This is a genomic window from Paenibacillus elgii NBRC 100335, assembly GCF_004000865.1.
GTDB lineage: Bacteria > Bacillota > Bacilli > Paenibacillales > NBRC-103111 > Paenibacillus_G > Paenibacillus_G elgii.
The window spans coordinates 12,184-28,442 of sequence record NZ_BIMB01000005.1; the positions used below are offsets into that span (position 1 = coordinate 12,184).

At 52.7% G+C, this 16,259-nt stretch carries 18 protein-coding genes; 9 read left to right on the forward strand and 9 right to left on the reverse strand.

Annotation, left to right across the window (positions count from 1 at the left end; translation table 11 throughout):
* Positions 1 to 102: 102 nt before the first annotated feature.
* Both PEL01S_RS05135 and PEL01S_RS05140 read right to left on the reverse strand, forming a co-directional pair.
* Positions 103 to 1,065 (reverse strand): S66 peptidase family protein, encoded by a 963-nt coding sequence (locus PEL01S_RS05135; protein ID WP_127459601.1) that lies wholly within the window; start codon positions 1,063 to 1,065, stop codon positions 103 to 105.
* A 194-nt stretch (positions 1,066 to 1,259) separates the two neighbouring features.
* On the reverse strand, positions 1,260 to 1,865 hold the full coding sequence (locus PEL01S_RS05140) for a pentapeptide repeat-containing protein (protein ID WP_127459602.1): 606 nt from the start codon (positions 1,863 to 1,865) through the stop codon (positions 1,260 to 1,262).
* Positions 1,866 to 2,072: 207 nt separating this feature from the next.
* On the opposite strand from PEL01S_RS05140, the gene PEL01S_RS05145 reads away from it, so the two are divergent.
* A complete protein-coding gene (locus PEL01S_RS05145) occupies positions 2,073 to 2,435 on the forward strand; it encodes an MmcQ/YjbR family DNA-binding protein (protein WP_174806903.1) in 363 nt (120 codons plus the stop codon).
* 56 nt (positions 2,436 to 2,491) lie between these two features.
* Here the strand turns inward: PEL01S_RS05145 and PEL01S_RS05150 are convergent, their stop codons facing one another.
* Positions 2,492 to 3,487 (reverse strand): LacI family DNA-binding transcriptional regulator, encoded by a 996-nt coding sequence (locus PEL01S_RS05150; RefSeq protein ID WP_063181711.1) that lies wholly within the window; start codon positions 3,485 to 3,487, stop codon positions 2,492 to 2,494.
* Between the two features lie 391 nt (positions 3,488 to 3,878).
* Here PEL01S_RS05150 and PEL01S_RS05155 point away from each other — a divergent pair, with 391 nt between their 5' ends.
* The 7 genes from PEL01S_RS05155 to PEL01S_RS05185 all read left to right on the forward strand — a co-directional run bounded on the left by PEL01S_RS05155 (position 3,879) and on the right by PEL01S_RS05185 (position 8,324).
* Positions 3,879 to 4,652 (forward strand): MBL fold metallo-hydrolase, encoded by a 774-nt coding sequence (locus PEL01S_RS05155; protein WP_127459603.1) that lies wholly within the window; start codon positions 3,879 to 3,881, stop codon positions 4,650 to 4,652.
* A gap of 76 nt (positions 4,653 to 4,728) precedes the next feature.
* Positions 4,729 to 5,145 carry an Lrp/AsnC family transcriptional regulator gene (locus PEL01S_RS05160; protein ID WP_127459604.1) on the forward strand — a complete coding sequence of 139 codons (417 nt, stop codon included), beginning with the start codon at positions 4,729 to 4,731 and terminating at the stop codon, positions 5,143 to 5,145.
* A 205-nt stretch (positions 5,146 to 5,350) separates the two neighbouring features.
* Complete coding sequence (locus PEL01S_RS05165; protein WP_127459605.1) at positions 5,351 to 5,827, forward strand: MarR family winged helix-turn-helix transcriptional regulator; 477 nt, start codon at positions 5,351 to 5,353, stop codon at positions 5,825 to 5,827.
* Between the two features lie 69 nt (positions 5,828 to 5,896).
* The gene (locus PEL01S_RS05170; RefSeq protein WP_127459606.1) at positions 5,897 to 7,111 is read left to right on the forward strand and encodes an ArsA family ATPase; all 1,215 of its coding nucleotides are present in this window, start codon (positions 5,897 to 5,899) and stop codon (positions 7,109 to 7,111) included.
* On the forward strand, positions 7,098 to 7,337 hold the full coding sequence (locus PEL01S_RS05175; RefSeq protein ID WP_127459607.1) for a hypothetical protein: 240 nt from the start codon (positions 7,098 to 7,100) through the stop codon (positions 7,335 to 7,337). The genes PEL01S_RS05170 and PEL01S_RS05175 overlap by 14 nt, the downstream gene beginning before the upstream one ends.
* 56 nt (positions 7,338 to 7,393) lie before the next feature.
* Positions 7,394 to 7,984, forward strand: a complete 591-nt coding sequence (locus PEL01S_RS05180; protein WP_127459608.1) for a hypothetical protein — start codon at positions 7,394 to 7,396, stop codon at positions 7,982 to 7,984.
* A complete protein-coding gene (locus PEL01S_RS05185; protein WP_127459609.1) occupies positions 7,968 to 8,324 on the forward strand; it encodes a DUF6463 family protein in 357 nt (118 codons plus the stop codon). Before PEL01S_RS05180 ends, PEL01S_RS05185 begins: the two co-directional genes overlap by 17 nt.
* Before the next feature lie 577 nt (positions 8,325 to 8,901).
* On the opposite strand, the gene cyoD is transcribed toward PEL01S_RS05185, so the two are convergent.
* From cyoD to PEL01S_RS05210, 5 genes are all read right to left on the reverse strand, one after another.
* Complete coding sequence (gene cyoD, locus PEL01S_RS05190; RefSeq protein WP_010492361.1) at positions 8,902 to 9,234, reverse strand: cytochrome o ubiquinol oxidase subunit IV; 333 nt, start codon at positions 9,232 to 9,234, stop codon at positions 8,902 to 8,904.
* A gap of 1 nt (position 9,235) precedes the next feature.
* Positions 9,236 to 9,847: a cytochrome o ubiquinol oxidase subunit III gene (gene cyoC, locus PEL01S_RS05195; protein ID WP_063181694.1), complete on the reverse strand. Its 612-nt coding sequence runs from the start codon at positions 9,845 to 9,847 to the stop codon at positions 9,236 to 9,238.
* The gene (locus PEL01S_RS05200) at positions 9,847 to 11,820 is read right to left on the reverse strand and encodes a cbb3-type cytochrome c oxidase subunit I (RefSeq protein ID WP_063181693.1); all 1,974 of its coding nucleotides are present in this window, start codon (positions 11,818 to 11,820) and stop codon (positions 9,847 to 9,849) included. Before PEL01S_RS05200 ends, cyoC begins: the two co-directional genes overlap by 1 nt.
* Positions 11,821 to 11,862: 42 nt before the next feature.
* Positions 11,863 to 12,882 carry a ubiquinol oxidase subunit II gene (gene cyoA, locus PEL01S_RS05205; protein WP_063181692.1) on the reverse strand — a complete coding sequence of 340 codons (1,020 nt, stop codon included), beginning with the start codon at positions 12,880 to 12,882 and terminating at the stop codon, positions 11,863 to 11,865.
* A 258-nt stretch (positions 12,883 to 13,140) separates the two neighbouring features.
* Positions 13,141 to 13,407, reverse strand: coding sequence for a hypothetical protein (locus tag PEL01S_RS05210; RefSeq protein ID WP_063181691.1), 267 nt, complete (start codon positions 13,405 to 13,407; stop codon positions 13,141 to 13,143).
* A 346-nt stretch (positions 13,408 to 13,753) separates the two neighbouring features.
* On the opposite strand from PEL01S_RS05210, the gene PEL01S_RS05215 reads away from it, so the two are divergent.
* A complete protein-coding gene (locus PEL01S_RS05215; RefSeq protein ID WP_010492373.1) occupies positions 13,754 to 14,815 on the forward strand; it encodes a DUF6612 family protein in 1,062 nt (353 codons plus the stop codon).
* A gap of 88 nt (positions 14,816 to 14,903) precedes the next feature.
* Here the strand turns inward: PEL01S_RS05215 and PEL01S_RS05220 are convergent, their stop codons facing one another.
* Positions 14,904 to 16,190 (reverse strand): cation:dicarboxylate symporter family transporter, encoded by a 1,287-nt coding sequence (locus PEL01S_RS05220; protein ID WP_108534811.1) that lies wholly within the window; start codon positions 16,188 to 16,190, stop codon positions 14,904 to 14,906.
* Positions 16,191 to 16,259: the final 69 nt, after the last annotated feature.

Below are 16,259 nucleotides of genomic sequence, written 5' to 3' on the forward strand. Positions count from 1 at the left end.
CGTTTCTAAACAAATCATTAAAACTTTATTAACTGGTCGCCCGATTCTCCCCCAGAAATACGAAAAAACCCGGATCGTTCTGATCCGGGTGGTAGAATTCGGCTAAGATTCAACAAGACGCCGGTAATTTTGTTTGGTCTTCTGAACGCTAACCGCCGGTTCAAGCACGGTTAGCGTGTTGTTGAACGTATTCAGGTTGACGATAGCCCCGATAGGAATAGCCACTTTATAGCGGCCGTGTCCGGTTGCGAGATTCGTCAGAAGAGGCTTGCCGAGAGGAACGACGAATTCGGTGATTACATTTTCATAGGACTTCTCGTAAGCGGCCGGACAATCCGTGCATTCGCCCATGACGATGCCAAGACAGTCTTGGAATTTCCCGGCCAGCTTCAAATGATTCAGATACCTGTATACCGTATTGGCCGGCTCGTGGGTTTCTTCCAGAAACAGCACCCTTCCCCTTGTATCAATCTCGTAAGGCGTACCCAACGTATCGACAATGGAGGTCAAATTGCCGCCGACGATCGGTCCGGTGACATTCCCCGGCACACGGCTGACAAGCGGAACATTCGGCGGATTGACAATGGAGCGGTAAGAAGATAATGACGATACGGCGGTAAAAAACTGGTCGAAATTATACGCAGGGGTTTCCGGTTTGAAGTCAATCAGCATGAGGCTGTGAAAGGTAATAAGCCCGCCATACAAGTACAGCGCGTTCAGAAGAAACGTCACGTCGCTGTAGCCGGAAATGATTTTCGGATTGCTTCGGATGATGCCGAAATCAAGGTAAGGAAGCATGCCAGACACACCTACGCCGCCCCGGGTGGGAAGAATCATGTTGACCTGCGGATTGGCGAACATCGTCATCAAGTCGTACGCCCGCTCTTGGTCGGTGCCGGCAAGAAAGCCGTTGCGGGCATACGCGTACCGTCCCAAGACGACCTGAAACCCCATCCCTCTTAACACCTGGACGCGCGCATCGATTACGTCAGCCTCCAGCGGACTGCCCATGGCAACGACTCCGATGGTATCGCCTCTTTGCAGCGCAGGCGGTCTAATGGCCATATGCCCACCTTCCTCTCCCAAAGCGTCGTGCGACTTTCGTCTTTTCAAGTATATGGGAGTACGTATCCGGGCATCCCTATTTTGCGCGGCAAATAAAAATGATTTATCATGGGCTCGCAATCGTAGAGTTCGCGGAAATCAACCGCACCTATGGCGGGCCGGGACACTAGAATCCGGATTAAATCAACTCTATCTTATTCCACCTTCGCGCCGTGCGAGCGCAGAAACAAAATCGCTTGCGCCGCGTCCATCCGGGCGCCCTTGACCTCAAGCGACTTAAAATCGACGCCGTCCAGGTTCGCGCCGCGCAGATCGGCTCCGTACAGCTTGCATTTGGCCAACTGCGTGCGGGAGAGGTCGGCTTCCCGCAGGTCCGCTTTTTCGAAATTGCATTCGTACAAGTCGGCTTCCGTGAACCGGACTCCTCTCAACTGCTGCTTGGACAAGTTGGCGTGTCTTAGATTTGTGTACGACCAATCGCCCCGCTCGATCGTGATCCCGTCGAAGCTGGCCTCGGAGAAGTCGGAGCCGACCATTTTGCACTCCTCGAATTTGGCGACAAACAGATTCGCGCCTCGAAAGCGGCAGTTCGTGAAAGCCGAGCCGTGATGAACGGACGCATTGAACTGAGCCCCGGTGAAATCGCAATCGATAAATCGGCAGCCTGACGTCAACAGCTCCTCCAAACGAGCGGCGCGAAAACGGCAGCGTGTGAACGTGCAGTTGCGCAGCTCCCCCTCGCGAAAATCCGCCTGACTGAAATCTTTTTCGTCGAACGATTGATCCTCATATTTATACATACGATATCATCCATTCCTATGAATAGTAGGAAAATAACTAATTAAACCCGAACAAAATAAGAACAAATGTTCTGTTTTTATCATAGCAGATATCGGAAAAAGAAACAAGGTTTAGGTCTGACTAGTTCATCCTTCTATCCTTCTGGCAAGAACACGGGGTCATACGTTACAATAGAGCAAAAACTAGTCTCAAGGAGTCGTTAACTCATGATCGATCATGCCCGTCTTATGGAATACGGACTGAAGAAGCCCGGAACAAGCCTCAAGTATCCTTTCGACCCGGACCTGCCCGTCCTGTTCGTCGGCGACAAAATGTTCGCTCTGCTCGGCACCCATCAAGGCATCCCGAGTGTCAATCTGAAATGCGATCCCGACAACGTCTGGCTCGTACGGCAAACATATCCGACCGCCGTGCTTCCCGGCTACCATATGAACAAGCGGCACTGGAATACGGTCGTGCTGAACGGCGAAGTTCCGGACACCGAGGTGCTGGACATGCTGGAGGAATCGTACCAGCTTGTATACCGAAAGCTGACCCGAGCCGTGAAAGAAGCGATCAACGGCGGTTGACGCATTTGCAATGAAAAACAGCATCCGGTTGGATGCCGCTGCTGCACTATTCCTCCCTAAGCCTTAAGCGCGGCGGTCGATTCCCTGATGACCAGCTCGGGCTTCCATTCGACCGTTACGCTTGCCGTCGAGCCGGCTCCGATCCATTTGAGCAGCAGTTCGACGGAGCTCTGGCCGATGCTTTCCGCAGGCTGACGAACCGTCGTCAAATAAGGACGAAGACGGGATGCAATATATTGATCGTCATATCCGATAACCGACATTGCCTCCGGCACCCGCATCCCCTCCTCCGCCAAAGCGTTTACGATTCCGACCGCGATATAGTCGTCGCCGGCGAATACGGCCGTAGGCAGCTTCCCGCTCCTGATCCATGACTTTGCCGTAGCGTAACCGAATCCGATTTCGTAGTCCCCTTGCACCACAGCGAACGGAGAAAGTCTCGCCTCCCGGAGCGCATCCAAAAAGCCCCGCTTTCGCTCCCGCGTGCTCAAAAAATATTCCGGCCCGCATACGTGGGCGATCGAAGTATGGCCTAGCGAGAGCAAGTGCTTCGCCGCTTCGTAGCCTCCGTAGTAATTGTCCGTCAGCACCGAAGGGACCATGTGATCCCGTCTTTGATTATCGATGAGCACGAACGGAATGCTCCGCTTCTTCAATTGGGCGACATATCGGTCCTCTTCCGGCAAAGACAATAGAATCAAGCCGTCCACCCGGTCTTCGTGCATCAAATCGTGACTTTCGCGGGAACGAACATCATTCGAGACAGAAAGCGCCAGAAAATAACCGTACCGGGCAAGCGTGCGGTTGATTTCATTGACGACCATCTCAAAAAAGCGATCATGCAGCGCGGTCATGATCAAACCGATGATGCGGGTATGACCCCGGGCAAGACTTTGCGCTGCGGCATGAGGCCGGTAATCCAAAGCCTCGATGGCGTCCAGCACCTTTCGCCGGTTTTTTTCCCGCACGTTGCCCGTGTTGTTTAACACCCGGGAGACGGTCACCACCGATAATCCGCAATGTCTGGCTACGTCGTATATGCTTGCTTTCATGGGGTAGGCTCCTTCCGATACGCGCTATGAAAATTAAACCGCTTTAATTTTTGAAATAGGCAAATCGAATCGCCGGATGGCGGCAAGAAGCGACAACAATTTAGGAAAAATGTAACAATACTTTACTTTTGTGAGCCTATATTACCATCCTCCCCCTTCGATAGCAATGTGTTTTTTTTGAATGATCCTGGCGTTCGACAGCGCGGCGCCTGTTGAAGCAGCCGCTATGTGGCGCAGCGAACGAGCAGATGATGAGCTCTCCTCGTCATTTTCTTCCGCCACGAAAGCAAAAGACGCTTTTCTCTTTCGCCGGATTGTTCCGCAGCACGGCCGCTTGGCGTTACAATACGGATAGAAAGCAAATGCAGAAAACAATGGAGGAACCGTTCCTATGGAAATTCAACTCATTCGAAACGCAACGCATTATATCGAATACGGCGGAAAAAAGCTGCTCCTGGATCCGATGCTAAGTCCGGCCGGAGCCATGCCTCCCTTCCGGAATACGCCGAATTCTTTTCCGAATCCGACCGTGAATCTAAAAGTCTCCATATTCCATCTGCTGCAAGCCGACGCCCTCCTGCTTACCCATAGTCACCCGGATCATTTCGACGCCGTCGCGGCAGCGCTGCTGCCGAAGGATATCGTCTTTTTCTGCCAGCCGGAGGATGCCGGGAAGCTTCGGGAACAGGGCTTTCGGGATGTGCGGCCTATCGAATCGGACATAACATGGGATTCCGTCAGCATCGTACGAACCTCCGGTCAGCATGGCACGGGCGAGATCGGAAAGCTTATGGGGCCGGTGTCCGGCTTCGTGCTGAATGCGCCGGGCGAGCCCGTTCTTTATATTGCCGGCGATACGATCTGGTGCCCGGAGGTAGAGCAAGCCTTGGCACAGCATAAGCCTGACGTCGTCTTGCTGTTCGGAGGAAGCGCGCAGTTCCTGCAGGGCGGACCGATTACGATGAACGAAGCGGATGTGACGAAGGTCGCGAGCACCGTACCGGACGCTCAAGTTATCGTGGCTCATATGGAGGCTCTGAACCACTGCCTGCTGCGGAGAGAAGATTTGAGAGCGTATGTTGCCGGGCTCGGTCTCTCCGAAAGAGTCCGTGTCCCGGAGGACGGAGAGTCCGTCCGCATCCATCCGTCCTCATCGCGCATGTAATAGAGGAAGCCTTGTTTCCGGAGGACGGACACGGTACAATCGGTTTGAGCAATCTTCCATACAAGTAGGTGTATTCATGGAACTGGATCAAACCGATATTGAGATTATCCGTCTTCTCCGGCAAAATGCCCGTATCCAATGGAAAGAGATCGGGGAAAAAGTATTTTTATCAGGGCAAGCGGTCGGAAACCGGATCAAGCGGCTGGAGGATTTGGGGATCATTCAAGCCTATACGGTTCAGGTGAACGAGGAAAAAATGGGCCGCTCCGTACTCGCCTTTATCACGGTATTTATGAAATCGACGAATCACAGTGGCTTCGAGAGCTTTATTCAGGAACAAGAGGCGGTGCTCGAAGCTTACCGGGTCAGCGGCGAAGGGTGCTATACGGTTAAAGCCGCGGTGTCCGACCCGGCCGCATTAAACGTTTTGCTGGATGCGATTCTCCAGTACGGCAACTACAAGGTCAACCTGGCCATCGGAAAAGTAAAATAGACGGAGTCTCGTCGCCAATAACGCCCCGAATTGCGGGGCGCTATTTCTTTTTTCCTGCCGAGAAGCTGTGCTCCCCCCGCTTCATTTTCACCCAAACGCAAAGTCCCTCTTGCCATTAGTACGAAATCGTAGTAAAATGAAACCGTAAATTAATTCCATATCGTAGTAAACGAATGTCGCAGTACATTGGAGGATACAGCCGTTGATGGAGCAGATGCTGGAGTTATTTTTCAAACACGGTCTGCGGCCCATGAGCTTGATGGCGGAGGCGACCGAGCTGGAGCAAACGCTGAACCGCTCCGAAATTTCCGCGCTCATGTTCCTCGAGTATCGCGGTGAGCTGACCATGTCGGAATTGGCCGCGGAACTGGGAGCGCCGCTTAGCACGGTGACGAGCCTGACGAAGCGTCTTGTCCGCAAAGGTCTTGCCGAACGCAATCAGTCCGACAAAGATCAGCGCATCATTCTGGTCAGGCTGTCCGACGAAGGCCGCAAGCTGGCAGGCCAGGCGAAAGCCATGATGGAAAACATGTTTGCCCGCGTGCAGGCGGCTCTTTCCCCGGAGGAGCTGCACCAATTTCTGACACTGGCGGTCAAAGTAGGCAAAGCGCTGCAGCACAAAGAAGATAAAGACAGCGCGCCGTCCGATCGCACCGTCCGGAAAATCCGGATAGACGATTAAATTCGGTCGAACCGCAGCCCCTATTTTTTTAACTAAATACTACGAAATCGTACTAAATGGAGGGATACGATGAGAATCATTCTATATACCGGAAAAGGCGGCGTCGGCAAAACGAGCGTCGCTGCGGCGACGGGCGTTACGCTTGCGGGGCAAGGACTTCGCACGCTTGTGATGAGTACGGATGCGGCGCATAGCTTATCCGATTCGTTCGATCAGCCGCTGGGCAGCAGCCCTGTTCCCATTGCCGACCGTTTATGGGGGCAAGAGGTGGACAGCTTGCGCGAAACGGAAAGGCACTGGGGCGCGGTCCAAGGCTGGTTGGCCGGTTTGATGAACTGGGCCGATCTTAGCGACGTGACGACCGAGGAAATGCTGGTGTTTCCCGGCATGGAAGAGCTGTTCAGCTTGCTGGAAATCAAACGCCATGCGGCCAGCGGCGATTATGACGTCATCGTCGTCGATTGCGCGCCGACCGGAGAGACGCTCCGGCTGCTCAGCTATCCGAACGTGCTCGGCTGGTGGATGGACAAAATTTTTCCGTACGAGCGCCGGTTAGTAAAGCTGGTGCGTCCCGTCGCCAAAATCGTCACAGGCGGGCTGGAGCTGCCCGACGATAACGTCATGAACAGCATCGAATCGCTTGCCCGCGAGCTGGAGCTGCTGCAAAGCCTGATTCTCGATTCGGAGACGACGTCCATCCGTATGGTGCTCAACCCGGAGAAGATGGTCATTTCCGAGGCTCGAAGGGCGTTCACCTATTTGAACTTGTTCGGCTTCAATACCGATGCGGTGGTTGTAAACCGCGTCTTACCGGAGGAGGCTGGAACCGGTTATTGGGCCGGATGGCGGGCGGCTCACAATAAATATGAAGAAGAAATCCGCGACTGCTTCAGCCCGCTCCCGATCTTTCGCATCCCGCTGATGCAATCCGAAGTACACGGCCTGCCGCTGCTCGCTCAAATGGGAGAGGCCGCTTTCGGCAGCAGGAATGTCTCGGAAGTGCTCCATTCGGGTAAGGTACAGGACATCCGCAAGGAGGACGACGTTTACTTTCTGGATCTGACACTGCCTTTTGTAGACAAAAACGACTTGTCGCTCAGCCAGAAGGGCGACGAGCTGACCGTCCAAGCGGGTTCTTACAAGCGCAAAGTGGTGCTTCCGCGCATCCTGCTCGGCCGTCCGATTGCCGGCGCCCGGTTTACGGAGCAGAAGCTGTCGATCCGCTTCGGCGAAAGGGAGCTGCCGGAAGAACCTTCAAAGGAGGAGAACGATGAGAGCCGATAAGGTAACAAGATTGTTGGATAGCTTGTCGGAGGCGCAAGAAACGTTGCTTGCCGAATTTATTCCCGCCGGGGCACGCAGCCATTTTCTCGCTTCCCGCAGAGAAGCCCTGCTCGGCCTTCGCAGCCTGCTCGATGCCGCAATCGACCGGGCGAAGGAGCCAACGGAGGCAGCCGGCAAAAAATCACCCCCCAGCCGTTCCCGTGGTGTGATCGACATTTCCGATTGAGCCATAGCACAGTCCGCCGCCCAGAGCTTAGAGCTTGATACGAGGAGGAATTGCCCATGCTGATCGACCGCTATTTGCCGGTCTACCATTACCACGAAAAGCATTCGATCGACGTCCGCGCACCGAGGGATGCGGTCTATCGTGCGATTCGCGAAGTAAAATACGGCGATATTCCCGTACTGAATCTGCTGTTCGGCATTCGGATGCTTCCGGCCTGGCTGGCCGGCAAAGTGAAAACAGGGGCTTCGGATGGCGACGACCCGTTTATAAAGCGAATGATGCGCTATGGATTCATGCTGCTGGAAGAAGCCGAAGGGCAAGAGCTCTTGGTCGGCGTAGTCGGCCCATTCTGGAGACCCATCCGCAACGAGCCGATCCACTTGGATTCGGCACAGGCTTTTATCAATTGTGACTCCCCGCGTCATGCGAAGGCGGTCATGAATTTCCAAGTGCGGGAGCAGTCGAGCGGAACGATGACGGTCATGACCGAGACGCGGATTCTAGCGCAGGACAGGTCCGTTCGGCTGAAATTCGGACTGTATTGGCTGCTGATCTATCCCGGCAGCGCCTTGATCCGGCGCGGCCTGCTCAGAGCGATCAAAACCAATGCGGAAAAGGAGCGAGTTGTTTATGGCAGCCAAACTTAAATCTTATTCGGGCACGATGCTTGCATGGACGGCAGTACTGCATACGGTAGTCGGCATTATCATTTATTGGCAGCCGCTCACAGATATCGGACGGAGCGGATTATTTAACAGCATTGGTCCTCATTACGACAGGGGTTCGGCCTCCTGGTTCCTGCTATTCGGCGCCCTGCTGTTTATGCTGGCCAGACTGATCCACTGGCTGACCCAGGTCAAAAGAATGGAAATCCCGAAATTTATCGGCGTCTACATGCTTGTGCTTTGTCTCGTCGGCGTCTTTTTCATGCCGGTGTCAGGCTTCTGGCTTGTCATTCCCCAAGCGCTTATCATAATGCGGGATTGAGCCGGATGTAAGCGTACGGTATTAATAAAAAAAGAGCCGTGCGCCAACACGACTCCTACACAATAGCCGCTTTTAAGGGCGGTGGCTAAGTAAAAATATGGATGAGTAATGAAACGACCGCTACCTTTGCCTTTGCCGAGGGCGGTCTACTTCTTTTTGTTTCGGGAAATCGCATTGACAATGGTCACAACCAGAGTCAACAGCGCAATTCTATTGTGATTGCCTAACTTAAACCATAATTCCGGCATAGAAAAAAGGGGCGGTTTCCCGCCCCTCAGACTGTTGAGAAAGAGGTTTTTGACTGAGATAGAGAAACATACGGAGGTGGGGTATCTACTGGAGAAGCGATAGCGGCCGCCTTTGTCTTCGGGAAATGTCCGCTATTAAGCGGCTTCTAATCAAATTTCCCGAGGACCCGGGGTCCCCGCAAAGTACTCGGACTAAGCTTCCCTGATTCAACTTCACTTTGTGGGGTGGAGCAGCGGTCGGAAGTAGATACCCCACCCCCTCGTACTTGTCTATCACTCACTTAACCACTTTCTCCACAAGCACAGGGGCGGTTTCCCGCCCCCTCACATCAATGCGCTACCGCATTGTAAGTCATAATCCAGATCGAGCCTGCTACGATCGTAAGCAGAATGATCATGCCAAGCAGCAGCGCCATCATGTTCCAACGTGCGTTCTCGCCTTCGCGCAGGTGCATGAAGAAGACGAGCTGCACGACGAACTGAAGGATTGCCATCGCAAGAATCACGACTAGCGTCGCGGTCTTGCTCAGCATGCTGTTCATTACGATGGTAATCGGAATGATCGTCAAGATGATCGAAAGCACGAACCCGATCGTATAAGACTTCAGCGAGCCATGGGAGCCGTGCTGGTCATGCGAAGAAGCTCCATGCGAATTCCCCATCTTACATCACCCCCATCAAGTAGACGACCGTAAGGACGAAAATCCAGACGACGTCAAGAAAGTGCCAGTACAAGCTGAGATTTTCCACTTTGCGCTTGGTGACGGGAGTAATGCCGCGTTTGCGGAGCTGAAGCATGAGCCCGATCATCCAAACCAAGCCGAGCGAAACGTGCATGCCGTGCGTCCCTACCAGAGTAAAGAAGGAGGACAGAAAAGCGCTGGTGGAAATCGTCGCGCCCTCGTGCACCATATGCACGAACTCCGTCACTTCCAGTGCGATGAACGCCGCGCCGAGCAGCGCCGTAACCGCAAGCCAGCCGATCAGCTGCTGCTTGTTGCCGCGATGCATCGCAAGCACCGCAATCCCGCTCGTAAAGCTGCTTGTCAGCAAGATGAATGTTTCGGCAATAATGCCGGGCATTTGAAACAATTCCTCGGGCGTCGGTCCCGCATTCGTATTGCCCCGAAGAACGATATAAGTCGCAAACAACGTGCCGAATAAAATAACGTCCGTAATCAGAAAGAGCCAAAAGCCGAACGTCTTCAGCGACTCTTGATCATGATGATCGTGGTCGTGAGCGTCGTGTCCGTGATTTGCCGCTGTATGTGCCATTAAGCTTTTGCCCCCCTTGCCAGTTGCTCGGTCCGCTTTACTTCATCGACCGGAATGTAATAGTCGGTATCGTACGAGAACGAACGCGCCAGCATGCAGATCGCGATGCCGACAAGCGCCGGAATCGTCAGCCACATCCAGTTCCATACGAACCCAAACCCGGCGAAGAACCAAAGCGCCGACTTGATGAACGGAATCGCCGAGTTTTTCGGCATATGGATCGGCTCCAGCTTCGCATCCGGAATCGGAGCGAGCGGCTTCTCGCCTCTTTGCTTCCGCTCCCACCAGTCGTCCGTTTCCTGCACGGTCGGCGTAATAGCGAAGTTGTACATCGGCGCCGGCGAAGGAATCGTCCATTCGAGCGTGCGGCCGTCCCAGGCGTCGCCTGTCGTATCTTTTTCATGATTCTTGATGCTATAAGCAATCTGCCATACTTGGAAAATGAACGCAATCCCCATCAGGAAGCCGCCGATCGTCGAAACGAGGTTGAGCGGTCCCCAGCCCATATCAAAGCTGTACGTATACGTACGGCGTGTCATGCCGTCCAGTCCAAGAAAATATTGCGGCATGAAGCACACGTAGAAGCCGATGTTCCAGAACCAGAACGCCCATTTGCCGAGACGCTCGTTCAGCTTGAAGCCGAACATTTTCGGCCACCAGTAGTAAAGACCTGCAAAGTATCCGAATACGACACCTCCGATGAGCACTTGGTGGAAGTGCGCAATCAGGAAGTAGCTGTTGTGAAATTGGAAGTCAGCCGGTGCAACCGACAGCAGCACCCCAGTCATCCCGCCGATGACGAAGCACGGAATGAATGCGACCGCCCACATCATCGGTGTAGTGAAACGAATCCGGCCGCGGAACATCGTAAACAGCCAGTTGAACACCTTGACCCCCGTCGGTATGGCGATCAGCATGGTCGTTATCGCGAAGAACGCATTGACATCCGCGCCGGAGCCCATGGTGAAGAAGTGATGGACCCACGTAAAGAACGAAAGTACGCTGATCCCGATCATGGCGAATACCATCGAAGAATAGCCGAACAGCTTTTTCCTGGAGAAGGTCGCAACCACCTCGGAAAAAATACCGAACGCCGGCACGACGACGATATACACTTCGGGGTGACCCCACATCCAGATCAAGTTGATATACATCATCGGGTTGCCGCCGCCGTCGAGCGTGAAGAAATGCGCGCCGACAAAGCGGTCAAGGAACAGCAGGAACAACGTGACGGTCAAAATCGGGAACGCGAAAATGATCATGATACAGCTGGACAGCACCGACCAGGTAAACATCGGCATTTTCATCAGCTTCATGCCGGGCGCGCGCATTTTGAGAATCGTAACGATAAAGTTGATCCCCGTCGCCAAGCTCCCGATCCCCGAGATCTGAATGCCCCAGATGTAGAAGTTTTGACCGACGCCCGGGCTGTGAGACAGCTCGGACAGCGGAGGATATGCCAGCCAGCCCGCATCCGGCGAGCCGCCGATAACGAACGAAACGTTAAACAGCATCGCTCCAAAGAAGAACATCCAGAAGCTGAGCGAGTTCAGAAACGGAAACGCAACGTCGCGCGCGCCGATTTGCAGCGGAACGACGACATTGAACAAACCGAACATAAGCGGCATCGCCATGAACAAAATCATGATAACGCCGTGCGTCGTGAAGATGGCGTTATAGTGATCCGCCTGCAAAAATTCGACGCCAGGCATCGCCAACTGCAGCCGCATAAGCAGCGCATCGACGCCGCCGCGGAACAGCATCAGAATGGAGCAAATAATATACATGATGCCGATCCGCTTATGGTCGACGGACGTCAGCCATTCGCGCCACAGCCAGCCCCATTTTTTGAAAAACGTAAGCACGAAGACGATGGCTACCATCGCAAGCCCGATGCTTACCTGTGCCCCGAGAATTAGCGGATCCCCGGTGACGAAAAACTCCGATGCGAATTGTTTAATGGTATCCAGCATGAGTGGGCCTCTTTTCTGTTAAAAATAAATCTAGCGTTGCGTTTATTTTCCGGAGGCGCTGTGAACCGCTCCATGAACCCCGTGGGCTTCGCCTGCGGTTACGTCCTCCATCTTGTTGCTGCTGACTGCAGCGCCCTGCTTCCCGCCAGATTCGTTTCCGCTGCCGCCGGATGTCGCTCCGTGAGCGCCATGAGCGCCGTGTGAGCCGCCGACTGCATATTTCGTAACGATGTTGTAGAACAGGTTATCCGGGAACGCCGAGAAAAACTGCTCGCCGGAGCGTCCCGGTTTGGCTAACGCGTCATACCCGGCTTGCGTCAACGGACTTGCCGACTTTTTGACCCCTTCGGCCCACTTGTCGAACTCTTCCCGCGACGTCGCGTGAACGTCGAATTTCATATCGTTAAAGTGCTCCCCGCTGAAGTTCGCGGCGGTGCCGAAATATTTGCCTGCCTCATCGGCTTGCAGATACAAGGTCATCGCCATGCCGGACATTGTGTACATTTGTCCGCCAAGCTGCGGGATCCAGAACGAGTTCATCGGAGCGTCCGACGTCAATTCGAACTTAATCGGCACGCCCTTCGGAATTTGCAAATAGTTCACCGTTGCAATTCCCTGCTCCGGATAAGTAAAGAGCCATTTCCAATCCAACGACGTCGCTTGAACGACAATCGGTTTCTGGTCCGATTGAATCGGCTTGGAAGGTTCCAACGCGTACGTATATTTTACCGTCACGCCGCCTAGAATAAGGATGATGACGATCGGAATCCCCCACCAGATCATCTCCAGCTTGGTGCTGTGCGCCCAGTTCGGCTTGTAGGCCGCCTTGTTTCCTTTCGCGTCACGATAGCGCCATACGATAACCGCCGTCATGGCCAGCACGGGCACCAATACGATAAGGCAAAGCACGGTCGAGATCACGATCAGGTCTCGCTGGTCTTGGGCAATCGGCCCTTTTGGGTCGAACACCATCATTTCTTGTCCGCAGCCGGTTAGCAGCGCCATCATCAGGATGAACAGCAGCGCTAGCGAAATTCGGCCGATTTTTACCGGTTTTCTCATGTCGATCCTCTCCCAAGCTCTCCGAAATGCTATGATTGTTCTGACTGTGAGCCAGATCACTCTATAGAACCACCATAACAGATTGCGACAAAATGTTCGCGGCAGTTAACAAATACGTCAATGTTTCGTCATTTTTCTGCAAAATAATTTTCACGAAGCTGACAAATATTTTGCAATTGTTAAAATATGACACCCCAAATAACACCAAAAACCCCTCCGGGAGGTCCCGAAGGGGCTAAAATTTGTGTGTTATGTCACTTATTTACTGTCGTCTTCCGCTTTCGCTCTGGAATCAACGAGATGGATAGCTGTACGGATCACATAAATATGAACGCTGCCGACCATGAACCCGACCCCGACCATGAGGGACGTGTTACGATCGCTGAAATCATGCAGGTTAAATAAACTAAACAGCAATCCGATTCCAAGCAGCACCCATGCTGTTGCCGTCATCAAAGCTACTAGTCTGCCCACGTTGCGCTCGTTTCCGGTTCCTTCGGCCAATACTGCCGTTTTCGTCGTCATAGCGATCACTCCTAGCTACTGAAAGTGCTTTCTCTTCCAATAGTATACCACACTTTTACGATTTTGTTCATACAAAATTCAATTTTTGATCAAATTTCAGACAAAAATTTATTTGTCTTTACTATTATATATGAAGTGCCTGCCAGTTATGCCACGACATCGAAATTTCGTAATAAAACTTTACCTCGCAGCTTTCAGACATATAGTTCTCAAGTAGGGTATTTATGCCATTAGACTATGAAATTCGACACGATTTACCAATCATTCCTTTTCAAATCTATTTTTTTGTAATAGAATAAGCAATGTTGCAAAAATAGAGTCAGATTTGGAGAGGGGATCAACACAGATGTACAGGAAGAAAATTGCACTTGCACTTTGCGCGCTGCTGGTTGTGATGGCAGTCCTCGCCGGCTGCGGAGCAAAGCCAGCACCGAAGGAAACGCTGGAGAAGGCATTCCAGACGGCTGCGGATATGAAATCGGCCGATTATAAAATGACCTTCGCGATGAACATGGACTTCCCTGCCGACGCGTTGGCAGAAAATCCGCAGCTTGCCGTAACGGCGCAAATGCTCAAAAACATGGAAGTGGCCGTAACCGGCGCTTACCAGCAAGAACCGTTCCAAATGGAAATGAACATCGAAGCCAAACTCAAAGGCGATATGGCGATGAACATCAATCTGCCGATCGTGATGACCGATCAAAAAATTTGGGTGAAGGTACCGAACATTCCGATGCTGCCGCTGCCGAAAGATGTGGTAGGCAAATTTGTGGAGCTTGATCCGAAGGAACTGGCGAAGCAATCCGACCAAAAAGTGAACTTCGACGCCGCTACCATTAAGAAGCAGCAGGAGCTGGGACAAGAAATCGGCAAAATCTTCTTCAAGCACGTGGACGAGAAAACGTTCCTCTCCTCCGTGGACAAGAAGGACGCCAAGCTGCCGGAAACGGTTGAAGCGAACCAGATCGTGAAATTCGCGGTTACGAACGAAAACCTGGAGCCGTTCATCACGACGGTCGCCGAAAAAGTGCTGCCGGAAGTGCTCGATCTGATGATGAGCGACAAATACGCGAAAGTGTTTGACTTCAAGAAAGAAGACCTGGAGCAAGCGAAGAAAGATTTGACGGCCAACTCCGGAGACAAGCTCAAATCCGAAATCGCCAAAATGAAGGAAGACGTCAAGATCAAGGACCTGCAAATCACGACTGCCGTCAACAAAAAAGGATTCCCGGTTTACCACGATGTAAACGTAGGCCTGGAAGTCAAAGAAAATGGCAAACCGTCTCAAATCGGCGCCAACATCAAAGCGGAATATTCCAAGATCAACGAAAAGCCGGAGTTCAAAATCGGCATCCCGAAAGACGTTATTACCCTCGAGCAGCTGATGGCCAAAACGAACGGCATGTAATTCAACGCAAAAGCCGCGCCTCTAATCGGAGACGCGGCTTTTGTGTACATAGAATCGGTTCTTCTTGGAAAATCTAGCACTAGCGGATTTAGGCCGTGGGCTTCAGCGTTTGCTTCGACGTTTCCTTGACCGTAGCGACGTAAGCGAGTCCTTTTTGCTTGTCGTACTGTCCTTCCCACTTGGACATGACTACCGCAGCCAGAGAGTTGCCAAGCACGTTAACGACCGTGCGGGCCATATCGAGAAGTCGGTCAATCCCGGCAATGAAAGCGAGTCCTTCGACCGGAATCCCCACCGAACCGAGCGTCGCAAGCAGAACAACGAACGAAACTCCCGGCACGCCGGCGATACCTTTGGACGTCACCATAAGCACGAGCATCAGCGTAATTTGCGAGCTGATCGGCATGTGAATGCCGTACATCTGAGCGATGAACAGCGCCGCAAGCGCCTGATACAAGGTCGACCCGTCGAGATTGAACGAATAGCCGGTCGGGACGACAAACGACGTAATCGCTTTAGGACAGCCGAACTTCTCCATTTTCTCCATCACTTTAGGCATGACCGATTCGGAGCTGGCCGTGGAGTAAGCGAGAATGATTTCGTCCTTAAGCAGTTTGATGATCGTCCAAATGCTGGTGCCGGACATTTTGGCGATCGCCCCGAGCACGACGAGAATAAAGAACACCATGCTGGCATAGACAACGATGACGAGCTTGCCAAGCGGAATTAGCGAGCCTACGCCGAATTTGGCAACGGTGACGCCGATCAAGGCGAATACCCCGAACGGTGCGAATTTCATCACTTGATTCGTCACCCAGAACATCGTGTCGGCCACGCCATGGAAGAAGCTAAGCACCGGCTTGCCGCGTTCTCCGATGGCCGCAACGCCAAGTCCGAACATGACGGAGAAGAAAATGATCGCGAGCATATCGCCGTTCATCAAAGATTCGAAGATGTTTTTCGGTACGATGTTCACAAAGGTACTGGCGATGCTGTGGCTTGCTTTCTCTGCCGTATCGACATAGGTTTTGATATCGGTCTTCGCGAGGTGCGACATATCGACCCCGGCGCCCGGCTTAAAGATGTTGGCAAACAGCAGGCCGACGACAATGGCAATTGTGGTAACGATTTCAAAATACAAAATCGTTTTGCCGCCGAGCTTGCCCAGCTTCTTGATATCTCCTACCCCCGCGATACCGACAATCAGCGAAGAGACAACGATCGGAACGACGATCATTTTGATTAAGCGGATGAAGATATCCCCAACCGGCTTCAGGTACGTTTCGACAGCAGGATTCCCGTAAAAGATGGCTCCAACGGCGATCCCGAGCATTAAACCGATCACGATTTGCAGAGCCAATCCGAATTTTTTCATGACTGTTTCCCCCTCTTTTGTTACTAAAAGCGCTTCCAAATCAGTGGCGTCTATGAAATAATAGGTTTG

Coding starts and splice junctions, on each gene's coding strand:
- PEL01S_RS05135 (WP_127459601.1), bottom strand. CDS start 1,065: ATGGCCATTAGACCGCCTGCGCTGCAAAGAGGCGATACCATCGGAGTC.
- PEL01S_RS05140 (WP_127459602.1), bottom strand. CDS start 1,865: ATGTATAAATATGAGGATCAATCGTTCGACGAAAAAGATTTCAGTCAG.
- PEL01S_RS05145 (WP_174806903.1), top strand. CDS start 2,073: ATGATCGATCATGCCCGTCTTATGGAATACGGACTGAAGAAGCCCGGA.
- PEL01S_RS05150 (WP_063181711.1), bottom strand. CDS start 3,487: ATGAAAGCAAGCATATACGACGTAGCCAGACATTGCGGATTATCGGTG.
- PEL01S_RS05155 (WP_127459603.1), top strand. CDS start 3,879: ATGGAAATTCAACTCATTCGAAACGCAACGCATTATATCGAATACGGC.
- PEL01S_RS05160 (WP_127459604.1), top strand. CDS start 4,729: ATGGAACTGGATCAAACCGATATTGAGATTATCCGTCTTCTCCGGCAA.
- PEL01S_RS05165 (WP_127459605.1), top strand. CDS start 5,351: ATGGAGCAGATGCTGGAGTTATTTTTCAAACACGGTCTGCGGCCCATG.
- PEL01S_RS05170 (WP_127459606.1), top strand. CDS start 5,897: ATGAGAATCATTCTATATACCGGAAAAGGCGGCGTCGGCAAAACGAGC.
- PEL01S_RS05175 (WP_127459607.1), top strand. CDS start 7,098: ATGAGAGCCGATAAGGTAACAAGATTGTTGGATAGCTTGTCGGAGGCG.
- PEL01S_RS05180 (WP_127459608.1), top strand. CDS start 7,394: ATGCTGATCGACCGCTATTTGCCGGTCTACCATTACCACGAAAAGCAT.
- PEL01S_RS05185 (WP_127459609.1), top strand. CDS start 7,968: ATGGCAGCCAAACTTAAATCTTATTCGGGCACGATGCTTGCATGGACG.
- cyoD (WP_010492361.1), bottom strand. CDS start 9,234: ATGGGGAATTCGCATGGAGCTTCTTCGCATGACCAGCACGGCTCCCAT.
- cyoC (WP_063181694.1), bottom strand. CDS start 9,847: ATGGCACATACAGCGGCAAATCACGGACACGACGCTCACGACCACGAT.
- PEL01S_RS05200 (WP_063181693.1), bottom strand. CDS start 11,820: ATGCTGGATACCATTAAACAATTCGCATCGGAGTTTTTCGTCACCGGG.
- cyoA (WP_063181692.1), bottom strand. CDS start 12,882: ATGAGAAAACCGGTAAAAATCGGCCGAATTTCGCTAGCGCTGCTGTTC.
- PEL01S_RS05210 (WP_063181691.1), bottom strand. CDS start 13,407: ATGACGACGAAAACGGCAGTATTGGCCGAAGGAACCGGAAACGAGCGC.
- PEL01S_RS05215 (WP_010492373.1), top strand. CDS start 13,754: ATGTACAGGAAGAAAATTGCACTTGCACTTTGCGCGCTGCTGGTTGTG.
- PEL01S_RS05220 (WP_108534811.1), bottom strand. CDS start 16,190: ATGAAAAAATTCGGATTGGCTCTGCAAATCGTGATCGGTTTAATGCTC.